The following is a 14,630-nucleotide window of genomic DNA, read 5'->3' on the forward strand; positions in this document are numbered from 1 at the left end:
TACCTTATTATTTTTTATCTTCTTCCGTTTGAATATATTTACGACTCACATCGACGAGTGCGATGTCGCGCATAAATTCTCTTCCTAGTAACACAGGATGGTTCATTTGAGAGCGATCTGCCAACGTAAATTGCGCTTTTTCATGAATTTTTCCAACGCGCACCCAAAGTTCAACTACAGCACGACGCTCTAGTTCTTCATTGGTTGCTTGACGGATTTTCACGTAGCGAATAATTGGTGCTTCAATCCAAATATCTTTCTCTTCATCTGACTTGGTATTATCAGCTAGGTGGAAACGCACCCAGTTTTTGCCATTTCTTTCGAATTCTTCGATATCAACAGCGTTCAGTGAAGATGTTGCCGCGCCGGTATCTACGCGAGCGTCGAACGTTTGTTTGATTGAATCGATCGTCACTCGCTCAATTGAGCCAAGGACAATGTCATGGGTAGGAGTTGCTTGAACGGGAGCAGGAGCTTGAACAATGATAGGTTCTTTAGGCTTTCTCACTTCGTCCATTGCTTCTTTACGGAAGGTATTGAGTTCGCCATTTAACTTATCCACTTGGTCTTCCAAACTTTCGATGTAATCCGACTGGTTACTAAGTTGAAGCTCTAAGTTGGTAACGCGAGTATTGAAATTCGTTTCTGAAGCCTGAATAGCAGCTAACGTTTCTTGGTGGTACTGTTCGCCTTTGGTCAAAGTACATCCAGATAGTAAGGCGATGGCAACAACCGGAGTCAATCGTATAAACATTGAAAACCTTGGGATTGGAGTAAGTTGTTTGTTTTTTAAGAGTTTAGCGTTATCGCCAAAGGCTCACAAGCAAGAATCTGCTTCAGACTCTTACAGAATGAGGAATAGTGACGAAAAGCCAAAAAATTAAGGACGCAAGACGCATCCTTAATTAGATTTGAAGAGAGGTTAATGTCTTAATGGAGGGAGTGAGTTAAGACAATGTCAGAAATCTCAGTTAATTATGGCTTGGTTGCGACAAGCACCGCACGGCGAGGTGCAGGGTAGCCTTCTACCGTTTTGCTTGGGTCGTTTGGATCTAGGTAATCCGGCAGTGAATTGTGCGTCATCCAGTCGGTCGTACGCTGCTCATCTACAGACGTTACGTTCTCATCTACAATACGCACATCTTTAAAGCCAACCAGTTCTAGCCATACTTTCAGTGCTTTCGCTGACGGGAAGAAGTACACGTTACGCATTTGCGCGTAGCGAGACGTCGGAACCAATACCGCGTTCTCATCGCCTTCGATAACGAGTGTCTCTAGAACAAGCTCGCCACCTGATACTAACTGGTCTTTTAGCTGCACCAAGTGATCCAGTGGAGAGCGACGGTGGTAAAGGACGCCCATACTAAATACAGTGTCGAACGCTTCTAACTTTGGTAGTTGTTCAATACCTAATGGAAGAAGGTGAGCGCGTTGGTCATCGCCCATTAACTTACGAATCGCTTCGAACTGAATTAGGAACAGATGAGATGGGTCGATACCAACCGTTAGGCGTGCTCCTTCACCCAGCATGCGCCACATGTGGTAGCCGTTACCACAACCTACATCGAGCACGCTGCGGTTTTTTAGTGGTGAGATGTGCGGAAGAACGCGATCCCATTTCCAGTCACTGCGCCATTCAGTATCGATATGAATACCGTGCACTGTGTATGGACCTTTACGCCATGGGTGGAATGTACGCAGTAGGCTTTCTAGCTTTTTCAGCTCACCTTCATGGAAAGGCGTATCGTTGCTGATGGTTACTGAGTTTTTGATGTCCACTTGGTTTGGTGCACCTTGTGGAATCTTGTTCAGCGCTTTTAGCCAGCGACCAAAGTCACCGTGCTCAGCGTTTTGCCAATCTGTTAACTGTTGAGGTAATACGTTTAGCCACGGCTGAAGACGAGTGTCTTGAGCGATTAACTGATAAAAATTAGCAAAATTAAACATAGTTTTTCACTGAGTAATAAATTAAAAAATTGACACTAAATGCGAAACGTTAAGACTTTCTCGCTTCTCGCTTCTCGCTTCTCGCTTCTCGCTTCTCGCTTCTCGCTTCTCGCTATTTAATCGCGAACATCGAACCGAAGTTAAAGCACTGGAACCAAACGTCGTAGCTTGAGAAACCAATTTCTGCGAAACGCTCTTTATGATCTTTCTTTGAATCAGGGCGCATCACGTTTTCAATTGCGCTACGCTTTTGGCTGATCTCAAGTTCGCTGTAGCCATTTGCACGTTTAAAGTCGTGGTGAAGGTCAATCAACAACTCGTTAGATACTTCATCTTCAAACACGAACTTTTCAGACAGAATCAAAATGCCGCCTGGGCGCAGACCCGCGTAGATTTTCTCTAGTAGAGCATAGCGGTCTTCTGGAGAAAGGAATTGCAGCGTGAAGTTCAATACCACCACAGACGCGTTTTCGATTTCGATATTACGAATGTCCGCTTCGACTACATCAACTGGCGTATCACTGCGGTACGCGTTGACGTGAAGCTTACAGCGTTCAACCATCGCAGGAGAGTTGTCCACTGCAATGATTTGGCAACCTTCTTGTTTGATATGACGACGCATAGACAGCGTAGCAGCACCCAAAGAACAACCTAGGTCGTAGATGTTTGAGTGAGGCTTAACAAAACGCTCTGCCAACATACCAATTGCAGAAATGATGTTGCTGTAACCCGGCACCGATCGCTGAATCATGTCAGGGAAAACTTCCGCCACGCGTTCATCGAACGTGAAATCCCCAATTTTATCGATTGGAGCCGAAAAAATAGTATCTGGATTGCTCTTAGGGTTCATAACCAAATCTCTGCATACAAGCCGCCTGAAATGTCAGGCATCAAAAAAGGCGCGTATTTTATGGGAAATTCGCGCCTCTGTCATTTGCTTAATTATAAGCTTGCCTAAAACATTTGTATTTGCGAGTTGCCATCGTTGGCAGGAAATACAGACAAATTTGGCAGTGAGAGCTTAAGTTGTAGCTGCTTATATAGCTTTTCAGCCAGTTCTGGTGCTAAGACGTTATCTGGTGTGTGAATCATCAAGTACGGTTGAATGCCTTGTTCAATCCACATCGGCAGCTTCTTTAACCAAGGTTCGAAAAAGCGCAGGTTGTCGTCCATGTCTGGATGACCGATAAAACGAATCATCGGGTGTTTGGCGGTTGCGATTGCATGAACCGGAACGCGAGGCTTTTTCTGGTGGGCATCGATTACCGCTTCAGTCGTCGGCTGCGCGGCGAATACAGGGCGGCTGTCCATAATAATGCGGTCAATGCCGCTCTCTAACAGCCACTGATTCAACGCACGTTCTTCTTCACCTTTGGAGAAAAACGCCATATGACGAACTTCCACTCCAAGTGGGAAATTCGGCGGAAAGCTGGCACAGAACTTCTTTAATCTATCGAGGTGTTCTGGACCAAATGCAGCAGGGAGCTGAATCGTCCATTGCCCAACACGCTCATGAAGCGGTTCCATTACCTTCATAAAGTCACGTAACTGCTCGTCGCAACCTCTGAGCATCTGTTCGTGAGTAATGGCTTTTGGCAACTTAAAGGTGAATTTGAAATCGTCGTGAGTCGCGGCTTTCCAGTTTTGCACCGTGTTGAGCGTCGGTGTGGCGTAAAAGGTGGTGTTGCCTTCTACGGTGTGGAACACCTGCGCGTACTTTTCAAGTCGCTCTGCGGGTTTGGTGCCACTGCCATAAAAGCTTTGCTGCCACTGGTTGTGCGACCACATGGTCAATCCAAGTCGAAGGGGTAAATTATCCATATCTCTGCTTTACGTTTTTTCCTGAGTCCACTTTACGAGAGTTTTGCTGAAATGGGTAATTTCACGCTATAATCCCCACCAATTTTTTCGCTTTGGTGCGCTTTTGAACATTTGTTGTACTAAAAACCACCAATGAATGATAAAACACACTTAATTGTATGTTGAGTAGTCGATTTTCATAGGCTTTCAGCGTATAAATGGATCTTTACTCTGCTCGGCAATGAGGCTGACAGAGCGTAGTTAACAATATTTGAGAGATTGGGAATTTCATTATGCGTACCCATTACTGTGGTCACCTGAACAAGTCCCTTGCAGGACAAACTGTAGAACTTTGCGGCTGGGTTAACCGTCGTCGTGATTTAGGCGGTCTTATTTTTATCGATATGCGAGATCGCGAAGGTATCGTTCAGGTAGTTGTTGATCCAGATATGGCAGATGCGTATGAAGTGGCTAACACACTTCGTAATGAATTCTGTATCAAGCTAACTGGTGAAGTTCGCGTTCGTCCAGAAAGCCAAGTAAACAAAGACATGGCAACAGGTGAAGTTGAGATCCTTGCAACAGGTCTTGAAATCATCAACCGCAGCGACGTTCTGCCTCTAGACTTCAACCAAAAGAACTCTGAAGAGCAACGTCTGAAGTACCGTTACCTAGATCTACGTCGTCCAGAAATGAGCGACCGCATCAAGCTACGTGCTAAAGCGTCTAGCTTTGTTCGTCGTTTCCTAGATGACAACGGCTTCCTAGACATCGAAACACCAGTACTAACAAAAGCGACACCAGAAGGCGCTCGTGACTACCTAGTACCTAGCCGTGTTCACAAAGGCAGCTTCTACGCGCTTCCTCAGTCTCCACAGCTATTCAAACAGCTTCTAATGATGTCTGGTTTTGACCGTTACTACCAAATCGTTAAGTGTTTCCGTGATGAAGACTTGCGTGCTGACCGTCAACCAGAATTCACTCAGATCGATATCGAAACGTCATTCATGACGGCTGATCAAGTTCGTGCAACGACTGAGAAAATGGTTCGTGAAATGTGGCAAGAGCTACTGAACGTTGATCTAGGTGAATTCCCAGTAATGCCGTTCAGCGAAGCGATTCGTCGTTTCGGTTCTGACAAGCCAGACCTACGTAACCCACTAGAGCTAGTAGATGTTGCTGACCTAGTAAAAGACGTTGAGTTCAAAGTATTCTCTGGTCCAGCAAACGACGAGAAAGGTCGCGTTGCAGTTATCCGTGTTCCAGGTGGTGCTGAGCTTACTCGTAAGCAAATCGACGGCTACGCAGAATTCGTAGGTATCTACGGTGCGAAAGGTCTAGCATGGATGAAGGTTAACGACCGTGCAGCAGGCATGGAAGGTATCCAATCTCCTGTAGCTAAATTCCTAAACGAAGACGTGATCAACGGTATCCTAGATCGCACTCAAGCGGAATCTGGCGACATCATCCTATTTGGCGCAGACAAAGCTAGCATCGTTGCTGAAGCACTAGGTGCACTTCGTCTTAAGCTTGGTAAAGACCTAGGTCTAACTAAAGAAGGCACTTGGGCTCCGCTATGGGTTGTTGACTTCCCAATGTTCGAAGAAGACGACGAAGGTAACCTACACGCGATGCACCACCCATTCACATCACCTCTAGGTGTGACTGCGGAAGAGCTAAAAGCGAACCCAGCAGTAGCGAACTCAAACGCATACGACATGGTTCTAAACGGCTACGAAGTAGGCGGTGGTTCTGTACGTATCCACAACGCAGAAATGCAAGCAGCGGTATTCGATATCCTAGGTATCGATGCAGAAGAGCAACAACTGAAATTCGGCTTCCTACTGGACGCGCTAAAATTCGGTACGCCTCCACACGCAGGTCTTGCATTCGGTCTAGACCGTCTAGTGATGCTGCTATGTGGTACAGAGAACATCCGTGATGTTATCGCGTTCCCTAAAACAACTGCTGCGGCGTGTCTACTAACAGACGCACCAAGCCTTGCAAACCCAGCGGCTCTAGAAGAGCTAGCGATTGCAGTAACAGTTGCGAAAGAAAAAGACGCAGAATAAGCGCACAACAATTAAAGAAAAAACTCCCGCACCTGCGGGAGTTTTTGTTTTAATGGCATATATTCTAATAAATTTAGTGAGTTATTGATTAGGACTCTTCATGTCAATTATTTTGGGTATTGACCCAGGCTCTCGTATTACCGGTTACGGCGTGATTCGCCAGCAAGGTCGTCATCTGCAATATCTAGGCAGCGGCTGTATTCGCACTTCTGAAAAAGAGTTGCCAGGTCGTCTCAAGCAAATCTACGCAGGCGTGACGGAAATCATCACCCAGTTTCAACCAGATGTATTTGCTATCGAACAAGTGTTTATGGCGAAGAACGCTGATTCTGCATTAAAGCTAGGACAGGCGCGTGGTAGTGCAATTGTGGCGGCTGTGAATGCGGATCTTCCGGTGCATGAGTACGCGGCTCGTCTCATTAAACAAGCGGTAACAGGCACTGGTGGCGCAGACAAAGTTCAGGTTCAACATATGGTTCAACACATGCTTAAATTGCCAGCCAAGCCTCAAGCCGATGCCGCCGATGCGTTGGGTGTTGCCATTTGTCACGCTAACACCAATAAGACACTAGTGGCGCTCGCAGGCAAAGCAACCAGTGCAAGAAAAGGTCGTTACCGTTAGGCGTATTCTCGTATTAAAAATGAGACATCTCAGACAGATTTATGGATTGGATTTGTTGAGAAAATGTTACAAAACTATAGTGGTCAGAGGTCTAACAAGGAATCAATCAAGGAAGATTGAACATGAATCCAGCCACGCTGTGGCGCAGTGCATTTATGCCGCGCCAAACTCAATGGACAAGAACACAACAACGTCAAGCAGACATCCTCTCTCTATTTACCTTCATCGCTTTCCTCGTCGGTATCTACAGCCTGATCAAATGGTCCAAACATGGACATGAAAGCCTAATTTTCACCTCAGCACTCTTAATCGCACTCGAACTAATATCCGCCTTCAGCCTGAGATGGTTCAAACAACCGGCATTGTCGCTCAATCTTGGTTTTGTTGGCATGTCAGTGCATGCACTCAACATCATCTATCAAAGTGGTGGCGTGGTCGATTCTACCCAAACTTACTGGGTGCCTTTGTTAGTCGTCGCTTTCTTTTTATCTGGCACTCGTATCATGGCGATCTCTTGGAGCGCGTTAGTGATAGTGCTTTCTGCGGTAATGACGTATCAGCATGTGTCTGGTTTTGGTTTTCCCCAACTCGTGTTGTCTGAATCGGCGCAGCGTGTGGAGATATGGTCAGGTACCGTGTTACCGCTGGTGGTGATTTGTATTGCGCAAGCCTTTACCGCCAAGCAGCGAGACATCGCGATTGAAAGTGCAGAGAAAGCTAAAGCAGAAAGTGAGTTGGTGGCACAAAAGGCGACAGAAGGGGAGCTACGTTTAGCAGAGGTGCTAGAACAGGCGAATCAAAACTCAAGTGAGTTGAAACAAGTCTCCCAAGTGTTGGATGAACAATCATCGCAATTGGATGCTCAAGTGAACGCCCTTAATGTAAACAGTGAATCCCAAGCCAGTGCAGCCGAGCAAATGAGTCAGCAAGTGCATCACATGGCGACTGGGATTGAAGAGTCCAGCAAGTTTGTCCAAGAGCTGCGCGAGAAGAGTGAGGGCGTTCATCAACAAGCTGAGAAAAGCTCGGAATTATTGGAGGACTCTACCCAAGCGATCAGCCAGATCATTACCAGCCATGAAGACATCATGAAAGTGGCGGACTTAATTACGTCGGTTGCAGAGCAAACCAACTTGTTAGCACTGAATGCTGCTATTGAAGCGGCGAGAGCGGGTGAGCAGGGCAGAGGTTTTGCGGTCGTTGCGGACCAAGTTCGAGAGCTTTCGGCTAAGAGTAGTCAGTCGGCAGTGGAAATTCGTAACTTGCTTGATCGCAGTGAGCAAGAAGTGAAGCATGGTCAAAGCGTTGTGACGTCGAGTACAGAGCGAATGAACACCATTATTCAGCAAGTTACCACCATCTCTCACGATGTGCAGAGTCTGTCTGGCATCATGGCGACGCAAATGACGGCTTTAAAAGAGTTAGATGAAGCCAGCAGTGAAGTTGCTAACGGCGTAGTGAACACCAAAACCATTGCCGAAACTGTCGCGCAATACGGCAACGAGCTGAACGGGCAAGTGGTCGCGGTGCGCAATCTGACTCAACAGCTTGATCAAGTTGTCTCAAAAATTTAACCCCACCGAATAAAGGACTGGATGTCTATCCAGTTCTTTATTATCCTGTCGCAAATTCATTTCCAAAGAGTATTTATAGTGATTGGACGTCTTCGCGGCACTCTGCTTGAAAAGCAACCACCTGAAGTTTTAATTGAAGTTAATGGCATTGGTTATGAAGTTCAGATGCCCATGAGTTGTTTCTACGAGCTGCCAAATGTCGGCGAAGAAGCCATTATTTATACTCACTTTGTTGTGCGTGAAGATGCGCAATTGCTTTACGGTTTCAACACAGTAAAAGAGCGTGCACTTTTCCGTGAAGTGATCAAAGCGAACGGTGTTGGTCCTAAGCTAGGTTTAGGTATTCTTTCTGGCATGACTGCGAGCCAATTCGTTTCTTGCGTTGAGCGTGAAGACATTTCAACGCTTGTGAAGCTACCGGGTGTTGGTAAGAAGACCGCTGAACGCCTTGTCGTAGAAATGAAAGACCGTCTGAAAGGGTGGGGCGCTGGCGATCTGTTTACGCCATTTACGGATGCAGCACCTGCGGACTCTGGCTCTGCGGGTTCTAACAACGCAGAAGAAGAGGCAATCAGTGCGCTTCTTGCTCTGGGCTACAAGCCAACTCAAGCGTCGAAAGTGGTTTCTCAGATCGCTAAACCGGATATGACCAGTGAGCAACTGATCCGTGAAGCACTAAAATCAATGGTGTAACGGAAAGCCCAAGGGAACAATATGATTGAAGCCGATCGTTTAATCGCTCCAGAAAATCCTTCGTTTCGTGATGAAGATGTCATCGACCGTGCGATTCGTCCTAAAAAACTGGCAGATTACCAAGGTCAGGATCACGTTCGTGATCAGATGGAGATTTTCATCAAAGCTGCTCAATTGCGAAATGAAGCGCTTGACCACCTTTTGATTTTTGGTCCTCCGGGCTTGGGTAAAACCACGCTTGCGAATATCGTCGCCAATGAGATGGAAGTGAACATTCGAACCACTTCTGGCCCAGTGCTTGAGAAAGCAGGAGACTTGGCGGCGCTGCTGACTAATTTAGAAGAAAACGATGTGCTGTTCATTGATGAGATTCACCGCTTAAGCCCGATGGTTGAAGAGGTGTTGTATCCTGCAATGGAGGATTACCAGTTGGACATCATGATTGGTGAAGGTCCTGCAGCACGCTCTATCAAAATTGATTTGCCACCTTTCACTTTGATCGGTGCAACGACGCGTGCAGGTTCTCTGACTTCGCCACTTCGTGACCGTTTCGGTATTACGCAGCGCCTTGAGTACTATAAAGTAAAAGACCTGCAAGATATCGTTCAGCGCAGTGCCGATTGCTTGGGCTTGTCGATGGAATCAGAAGGTGCATTGGAAGTCGCTCGCCGTGCTCGTGGTACACCACGTATTGCTAACCGACTATTGCGCCGTGTTCGTGACTATGCCGAAGTGAAAGGTAATGGTCATATATGTGCTGATACAGCAGACAAAGCGCTGAACATGCTTGATGTGGATGCAGAAGGCTTTGATTACATGGACCGTAAGCTGTTGCTTGCGATCATGGAGAAATTTGGTGGTGGACCTGTCGGTTTAGACAACATGGCAGCCGCGATTGGCGAAGAGAAAGACACCATTGAAGACGTTCTTGAGCCATATCTAATCCAACAAGGCTACTTGCAACGCACTCCCCGTGGTAGAATTGCTACAGATCGCGCTTATCTGCATTTCGGAATTGAAAAGTAAGATTCCATCGCTGGGCGCTTAGCGCTCAGCGTTTCACTAATGTTGACCAACCTCTCATTTATTAAATCTCTTCTAATACTAAATAGGTAATAGAAACTTATAGATTGTTAACTCTATGTTCTTGCCTAACTGATTATTTTCTCTCCTGATTACTCTCTATTAACATACTCATCGAATATCGATTGATCTGGATCAATGTGATGGATTTTTGTGCAAAATCAGCGCATAAAGATTGATGTATATCAAAGCGGTTTCTCGCCATAAACCTTTTGAAACAAACTGTTTTTACAAGTAATATTAGACCCAGCTATATTAGCTGATGCTTAACAATTAACTAACCAATGAAGCACATTTTTGCAACAAAGCGTTGTGATAATTCAACATTTTTCAAGTGTGAATAACACTTGTGTATGGATTGCAATATGTAGAGAGTGTCATTCAGCCGACACATAGGAGTTACCATGATTGACGTAGTTGATCTGTCGCGGTTGCAGTTTGCACTGACAGCGATGTATCACTTCCTATTCGTACCATTGACTCTTGGTATGGCCTTCCTTTTGGCCATTATGGAATCGATGTACGTAATGACGAACAAGCAAATCTACAAGGACATGACCAAGTTCTGGGGTAAGCTGTTCGGTATTAACTTTGCACTTGGTGTGGCTACCGGCCTTACCATGGAGTTCCAGTTTGGTACGAACTGGTCTTACTACTCCCACTATGTAGGTGACATCTTCGGTGCACCACTGGCGATCGAAGCACTGGTTGCTTTCTTCCTGGAGTCAACTTTTGTTGGTCTATTCTTCTTCGGGTGGGATCGTCTATCTAAACGTCAACACTTAGCGGTAACCTGGTTGGTTGCTCTGGGTTCTAACTTCTCTGCACTTTGGATTCTTATTGCGAACGGCTGGATGCAAAACCCAGTTGGCGCTGAGTTCAACTTTGAAACCATGCGTATGGAAATGGTGAGCTTCGCAGACGTTGTTCTAAACCCTGTAGCGCAAGTTAAATTTGTACACACAGTAGCGTCTGGTTACACATGTGGTGCAATGTTTGTTCTAGGCATCAGTTCTTACTACTTATTGAAAGGTCGTGATGTGGCGTTCGCTCGTCGTTCGTTTGCTATCGCAGCTTCTTTCGGTATGGCAGCAATCCTGTCTACTATCGTGCTAGGTGATGAATCTGGTTACGAGCTTGGTGAAGTTCAAAAAGTGAAGCTTGCAGCAGTCGAAGCTGAGTGGCACACAGAACCAGCACCAGCGGCGTTCACACTGTTCGGTTTACCAAACCAAGAAACAATGAACACCGATTACGCAATTAAGATCCCTTACGTAATGGGTATCATCGCGACACGTTCATTTGATGAGCAAGTAACAGGTCTACACGACTTACGTGAAGAGCATGTTGACCGTATCCGTACTGGTATGTACGCATATGAATTGCTTGAAAAACTGCGTGCAGGCGACAAGTCTGAAGCAAACATGACTGCGTTTGACGAAGTGAAGGGTGACCTAGGTTATGGTCTACTTCTAAAACGTTACACAGAAAACGTTGTTGACGCGACAGAAGACCAAATCCAAGCTGCTGCAGATGATTCAATCCCAACAGTATGGCCGCTATTCTGGTCATTCCGTATCATGGTTGCGTGTGGCTTCATCATGCTATTCGTATTTGGTGCATCATTTATCCAAACATGTCGTCAGAAGATCGAACAGAAACCATGGATTCTTAAAGCTGCATTGTTCAGCATTCCACTTCCATGGATTGCGATCGAAGCAGGTTGGTTTGTTGCTGAGTACGGTCGTCAACCGTGGGCAGTAGGTGAAATCCTACCGGTACACGTTGCGGCTTCAGCACTAACAGCAGGTGAAATCTGGACTTCACTATTTGCAATCCTAGCGCTGTACACTGCATTCCTAATTGCAGAAGTATACCTAATGGTGAAATTCGCTCGTAAAGGTCCAAGCAGCCTGAAAACTGGTCGCTACCACTTCGAGCAAAACGCTGACTCTGTTGAAGACAAAGTTAGCCGCCAAGTAGAAGCGTAAGGTAAGGAGACAACAAGATGTTTGATTACGAAATCTTGCGATTCATCTGGTGGGTACTGATCGGTGTTCTACTAGTTGGTTTCGCTATTACTGACGGTTTCGATATGGGTGTAGGCGCGCTTGTACCTGTTATCGGTAAAAACGACACACAACGTCGTGTCATGATTAACTCAATCGCTCCGCACTGGGATGGTAACCAAGTTTGGCTTATCACTGCTGGTGGTGCATTGTTCGCAGCATGGCCTTTGGTTTACGCGACATCGTTTTCTGGTTTCTACCTAGCGATGATCCTAACTCTAGCGGCACTTTGGCTACGTCCGATTGGTCTTGATTACCGCTCAAAAATCGAAGATCCAAAATGGCGTAACACTTGGGATATCTGTATTTCAATCAGTGGCTTCGTTCCACCAATCATCTTTGGTGTAGCGTTTGGTAACCTTCTACAAGGTGTTCCATTCCAGTTGAATGAATTCCTAATGCCAACGTACCACGGTTCATTCTTTGGTCTACTAAACCCATTTGCTCTGTTATGTGGTCTAGTAAGTTTGTTCATGATCCTGATGCAAGGTGCAACTTGGCTTCAAATGAAGACAACTGGCGAAGTACATACTCGTGCTCGTAATGTGGCTCAGCTAACAGGTCTACTAACTGTTATTGCATTTGTGGTTGCAGGTTTCTGGATCCAAAGCATCGAAGGCTACGTTATCGTAGGTGGTATCGACACAGCAGCAGCTTCTAACCCTCTAAACAAAGAGGTTATCCGTGAAGCTGGTGCGTGGATGAACAACTTTGAAGCTTACCCACTACTATGGGCTGCACCTGTACTGGGTGTTGCTATGCCGCTTCTAGCAGTATTGGCATCTCGCCTAGAGAAGTGTGGTATCGCGTTCCTAACTTCAAGTCTTGGTAACGCTGGTGTTATCTTTACTGCTGGTATTGCAATGTTCCCATTCGTAATGCCTTCAGACCTGATGCCAAGCCAAAGTCTAACAATGTGGGATGCAACTTCATCTGAACTGACTCTGAACCTAATGACAGGCGTAGCGTTTGTTATGGTTCCTATCATCCTTGCTTACACGTCTTGGACTTACTACAAGATGTTTGGCCGCTTGGATGACCAGTTCATCGAAGAAAACAAAAACTCACTATACTAAGGAGCTATTACTATGTGGTATTTCGCATGGATTCTAGGTGTACTACTTGCTTGTGCATTCGGTATCATCAACGCTCTTTGGTTAGAGCACTCAGAAATGATGGATAAAGACAGTGAGTAATCTCGCTGACAAGGTAGCGAAACTTCACGCACCAATGGACAAGACTCTGCTAAGAGTCTTGGCCTTAATCCTTGGCTTTATGCATGTAGGGTTGGTGATGTGGGATCCGAACGCATACCATCGAGAAATTGGTGGCTTTAATGCGTTTATCGCACCAGCGCTGATTTGGGCAGTGTGCTCAAGCATGGTATATGGTGTGGGCTTCAAGCCAAGAAATTGGTACTGGCAGGTGCTGTTCAGTCCTTATTTCTCGCTCGCTATCTTAATTTATCTAACTGCACTGTATTTCATGTAAGCGTTACAAACTGAAATAAAGTCGGTTACTAAATCATCGAATAAAAGCCAGACTCATAGTCTGGCTTTTATTTTTTCTACAAATTTCAAAAATATTCCCTTAGCTCAGTACCAATTGCTGTCGCTTCAGTTATAGTAATTGCTTTAAAGAATTGAATATATTGGTACTCCCTTGCAAGGCACATCAAATTCCTTCCGCTGGCCAATCACGGTGTATTACGAAGACACTGATGCGGGCGGCGTCGTCTATCACTCAAATTATTTAAAATTCTTTGAACGTGCGCGTACTGAGTTATTGCGTGCAAAAGGCATTTCTCAAAATCTGTTGTTGGAACAAAATATAGGTTTCGTTGTCCGACACATGGATATCGATTTCAACCAAGGGGCTAGATTGGACGAGCATTTGACCGTTCTTACCCGAGTGTCAGAAATAAAACGTGCGTCTCTGCAATTCTGTCAAGAGTTAGTCAATGATGAAGGCAAAACATTGTGCAAGACAATTGTTAAGGTAGCATGTATCGATAATAAGAAAATGAAACCAATAGCTATCCCATCTTTTATCAATTCGGAGCTAACAAATAGTGACTGCTGATATTTCCATTTTAGATCTCTTTCTTCAGGCCAGTCTGTTGGTAAAGCTTGTGATGTTGACACTACTCGGTATGTCTGTCGCATCTTGGGCAATGATCATCAAGCGCAGCAAAGTGTTGTCTCAAGCATCGAAAGATGCCGAGTCATTTGAAGACAAATTCTGGTCAGGTACTGATCTTTCTCAGCTTTACCAAAAGGTAAAAGCCCGTAAAGATGACATTACTGGCACAGAAGAAATCTTCTACGCAGGTTTTACAGAGTTTGCACGTCTACGCAAAAGCAATGCGAATTCTCCAGCTTACATCATGGAAGGTACGGGTCGTGCGATGCGTGTCTCCGTTGCTCGTGAAGTCGATGAACTGGAAACGAGCCTACCATTTCTTGCCACAGTTGGTTCAATTAGCCCGTACATTGGTCTATTTGGTACTGTTTGGGGCATCATGCACGCCTTTATTGCACTAGGTGAAGTGAAGCAGGCGACACTTTCTATGGTGGCTCCTGGTATCGCAGAAGCACTGATTGCAACTGCTATGGGTCTATTTGCCGCTATTCCAGCAGTAATGGCTTACAACCGTCTAAGCAACAAAGTAAGTAAGTTAGAGCACACTTACGCGACTTTCTCTGAAGAATTCCACAGCATCCTGCACCGTCAAGCGATGGCGGGTAGAGACAGCGCAAGTAAGGAATAA

At 45.6% G+C, this 14,630-nt stretch carries 15 protein-coding genes; 11 read left to right on the forward strand and 4 right to left on the reverse strand.

Going from position 1 to position 14,630, the window contains the following annotated elements; translation table 11 throughout:
• Window positions 1–7 precede the first annotated feature (7 nt).
• From OH463_RS01275 to OH463_RS01290, 4 genes are all read right to left on the reverse strand, one after another.
• The gene (locus tag OH463_RS01275; protein ID WP_005450340.1) at window positions 8–754 is read right to left on the reverse strand and encodes an ATP-dependent zinc protease family protein; all 747 of its coding nucleotides are present in this window, start codon (window positions 752–754) and stop codon (window positions 8–10) included.
• A gap of 221 nt (window positions 755–975) precedes the next feature.
• Window positions 976–1,947: a tRNA 5-methoxyuridine(34)/uridine 5-oxyacetic acid(34) synthase CmoB gene (gene cmoB / locus OH463_RS01280; protein WP_005450339.1), complete on the reverse strand. Its 972-nt coding sequence runs from the start codon at window positions 1,945–1,947 to the stop codon at window positions 976–978.
• A 112-nt stretch (window positions 1,948–2,059) separates the two neighbouring features.
• Entirely contained in the window at window positions 2,060–2,797 is a 738-nt protein-coding gene (gene cmoA / locus OH463_RS01285) for a carboxy-S-adenosyl-L-methionine synthase CmoA (RefSeq protein ID WP_005426299.1), read from the reverse strand.
• 104 nt (window positions 2,798–2,901) lie between these two features.
• A complete protein-coding gene (locus OH463_RS01290; RefSeq protein WP_047513219.1) occupies window positions 2,902–3,768 on the reverse strand; it encodes a DUF72 domain-containing protein in 867 nt (288 codons plus the stop codon).
• Window positions 3,769–4,040: 272 nt separating this feature from the next.
• Between OH463_RS01290 and aspS the strand changes: the two genes are divergently transcribed.
• The 11 genes from aspS (at window position 4,041) to tolQ (ending at window position 14,630) form a co-directional block, all read left to right on the forward strand.
• Window positions 4,041–5,819, forward strand: coding sequence for an aspartate--tRNA ligase (gene aspS, locus OH463_RS01295; RefSeq protein ID WP_005450337.1), 1,779 nt, complete (start codon window positions 4,041–4,043; stop codon window positions 5,817–5,819).
• A 100-nt stretch (window positions 5,820–5,919) separates the two neighbouring features.
• Window positions 5,920–6,441 (forward strand): crossover junction endodeoxyribonuclease RuvC, encoded by a 522-nt coding sequence (ruvC, locus tag OH463_RS01300; RefSeq protein ID WP_005426231.1) that lies wholly within the window; start codon window positions 5,920–5,922, stop codon window positions 6,439–6,441.
• Window positions 6,442–6,563: 122 nt separating this feature from the next.
• Entirely contained in the window at window positions 6,564–8,015 is a 1,452-nt protein-coding gene (locus tag OH463_RS01305; protein ID WP_269990324.1) for a methyl-accepting chemotaxis protein, read from the forward strand.
• A 78-nt stretch (window positions 8,016–8,093) separates the two neighbouring features.
• On the forward strand, window positions 8,094–8,708 hold the full coding sequence (ruvA, locus tag OH463_RS01310) for a Holliday junction branch migration protein RuvA (RefSeq protein WP_009698278.1): 615 nt from the start codon (window positions 8,094–8,096) through the stop codon (window positions 8,706–8,708).
• Between the two features lie 21 nt (window positions 8,709–8,729).
• Window positions 8,730–9,734 carry a Holliday junction branch migration DNA helicase RuvB gene (gene ruvB / locus OH463_RS01315; RefSeq protein ID WP_009698277.1) on the forward strand — a complete coding sequence of 335 codons (1,005 nt, stop codon included), beginning with the start codon at window positions 8,730–8,732 and terminating at the stop codon, window positions 9,732–9,734.
• A gap of 461 nt (window positions 9,735–10,195) precedes the next feature.
• Complete coding sequence (gene cydA / locus OH463_RS01320) at window positions 10,196–11,782, forward strand: cytochrome ubiquinol oxidase subunit I (protein ID WP_005450312.1); 1,587 nt, start codon at window positions 10,196–10,198, stop codon at window positions 11,780–11,782.
• Between the two features lie 17 nt (window positions 11,783–11,799).
• Window positions 11,800–12,936, forward strand: coding sequence for a cytochrome d ubiquinol oxidase subunit II (cydB, locus tag OH463_RS01325; RefSeq protein WP_005450311.1), 1,137 nt, complete (start codon window positions 11,800–11,802; stop codon window positions 12,934–12,936).
• A 12-nt stretch (window positions 12,937–12,948) separates the two neighbouring features.
• Complete coding sequence (gene cydX / locus OH463_RS01330; protein WP_000270284.1) at window positions 12,949–13,056, forward strand: cytochrome bd-I oxidase subunit CydX; 108 nt, start codon at window positions 12,949–12,951, stop codon at window positions 13,054–13,056.
• Window positions 13,049–13,351 carry a cyd operon protein YbgE gene (gene ybgE / locus OH463_RS01335; RefSeq protein WP_017188312.1) on the forward strand — a complete coding sequence of 101 codons (303 nt, stop codon included), beginning with the start codon at window positions 13,049–13,051 and terminating at the stop codon, window positions 13,349–13,351. Before cydX ends, ybgE begins: the two co-directional genes overlap by 8 nt.
• A gap of 171 nt (window positions 13,352–13,522) precedes the next feature.
• Window positions 13,523–13,942 (forward strand): tol-pal system-associated acyl-CoA thioesterase, encoded by a 420-nt coding sequence (gene ybgC, locus OH463_RS01340; RefSeq protein ID WP_005450307.1) that lies wholly within the window; start codon window positions 13,523–13,525, stop codon window positions 13,940–13,942.
• On the forward strand, window positions 13,932–14,630 hold the full coding sequence (gene tolQ / locus OH463_RS01345; RefSeq protein WP_005450306.1) for a protein TolQ: 699 nt from the start codon (window positions 13,932–13,934) through the stop codon (window positions 14,628–14,630). The genes ybgC and tolQ overlap by 11 nt, the downstream gene beginning before the upstream one ends.

The sequence above is a fragment of the Vibrio sp. NFR genome (assembly GCF_027587095.1).
Classification (GTDB): domain Bacteria; phylum Pseudomonadota; class Gammaproteobacteria; order Enterobacterales; family Vibrionaceae; genus Vibrio; species Vibrio harveyi.

Coding starts and splice junctions, on each gene's coding strand:
- OH463_RS01275 (WP_005450340.1), bottom strand. CDS start 754: ATGTTTATACGATTGACTCCGGTTGTTGCCATCGCCTTACTATCTGGA.
- cmoB (WP_005450339.1), bottom strand. CDS start 1,947: ATGTTTAATTTTGCTAATTTTTATCAGTTAATCGCTCAAGACACTCGT.
- cmoA (WP_005426299.1), bottom strand. CDS start 2,797: ATGAACCCTAAGAGCAATCCAGATACTATTTTTTCGGCTCCAATCGAT.
- OH463_RS01290 (WP_047513219.1), bottom strand. CDS start 3,768: ATGGATAATTTACCCCTTCGACTTGGATTGACCATGTGGTCGCACAAC.
- aspS (WP_005450337.1), top strand. CDS start 4,041: ATGCGTACCCATTACTGTGGTCACCTGAACAAGTCCCTTGCAGGACAA.
- ruvC (WP_005426231.1), top strand. CDS start 5,920: ATGTCAATTATTTTGGGTATTGACCCAGGCTCTCGTATTACCGGTTAC.
- OH463_RS01305 (WP_269990324.1), top strand. CDS start 6,564: ATGAATCCAGCCACGCTGTGGCGCAGTGCATTTATGCCGCGCCAAACT.
- ruvB (WP_009698277.1), top strand. CDS start 8,730: ATGATTGAAGCCGATCGTTTAATCGCTCCAGAAAATCCTTCGTTTCGT.
- cydA (WP_005450312.1), top strand. CDS start 10,196: ATGATTGACGTAGTTGATCTGTCGCGGTTGCAGTTTGCACTGACAGCG.
- cydB (WP_005450311.1), top strand. CDS start 11,800: ATGTTTGATTACGAAATCTTGCGATTCATCTGGTGGGTACTGATCGGT.
- cydX (WP_000270284.1), top strand. CDS start 12,949: ATGTGGTATTTCGCATGGATTCTAGGTGTACTACTTGCTTGTGCATTC.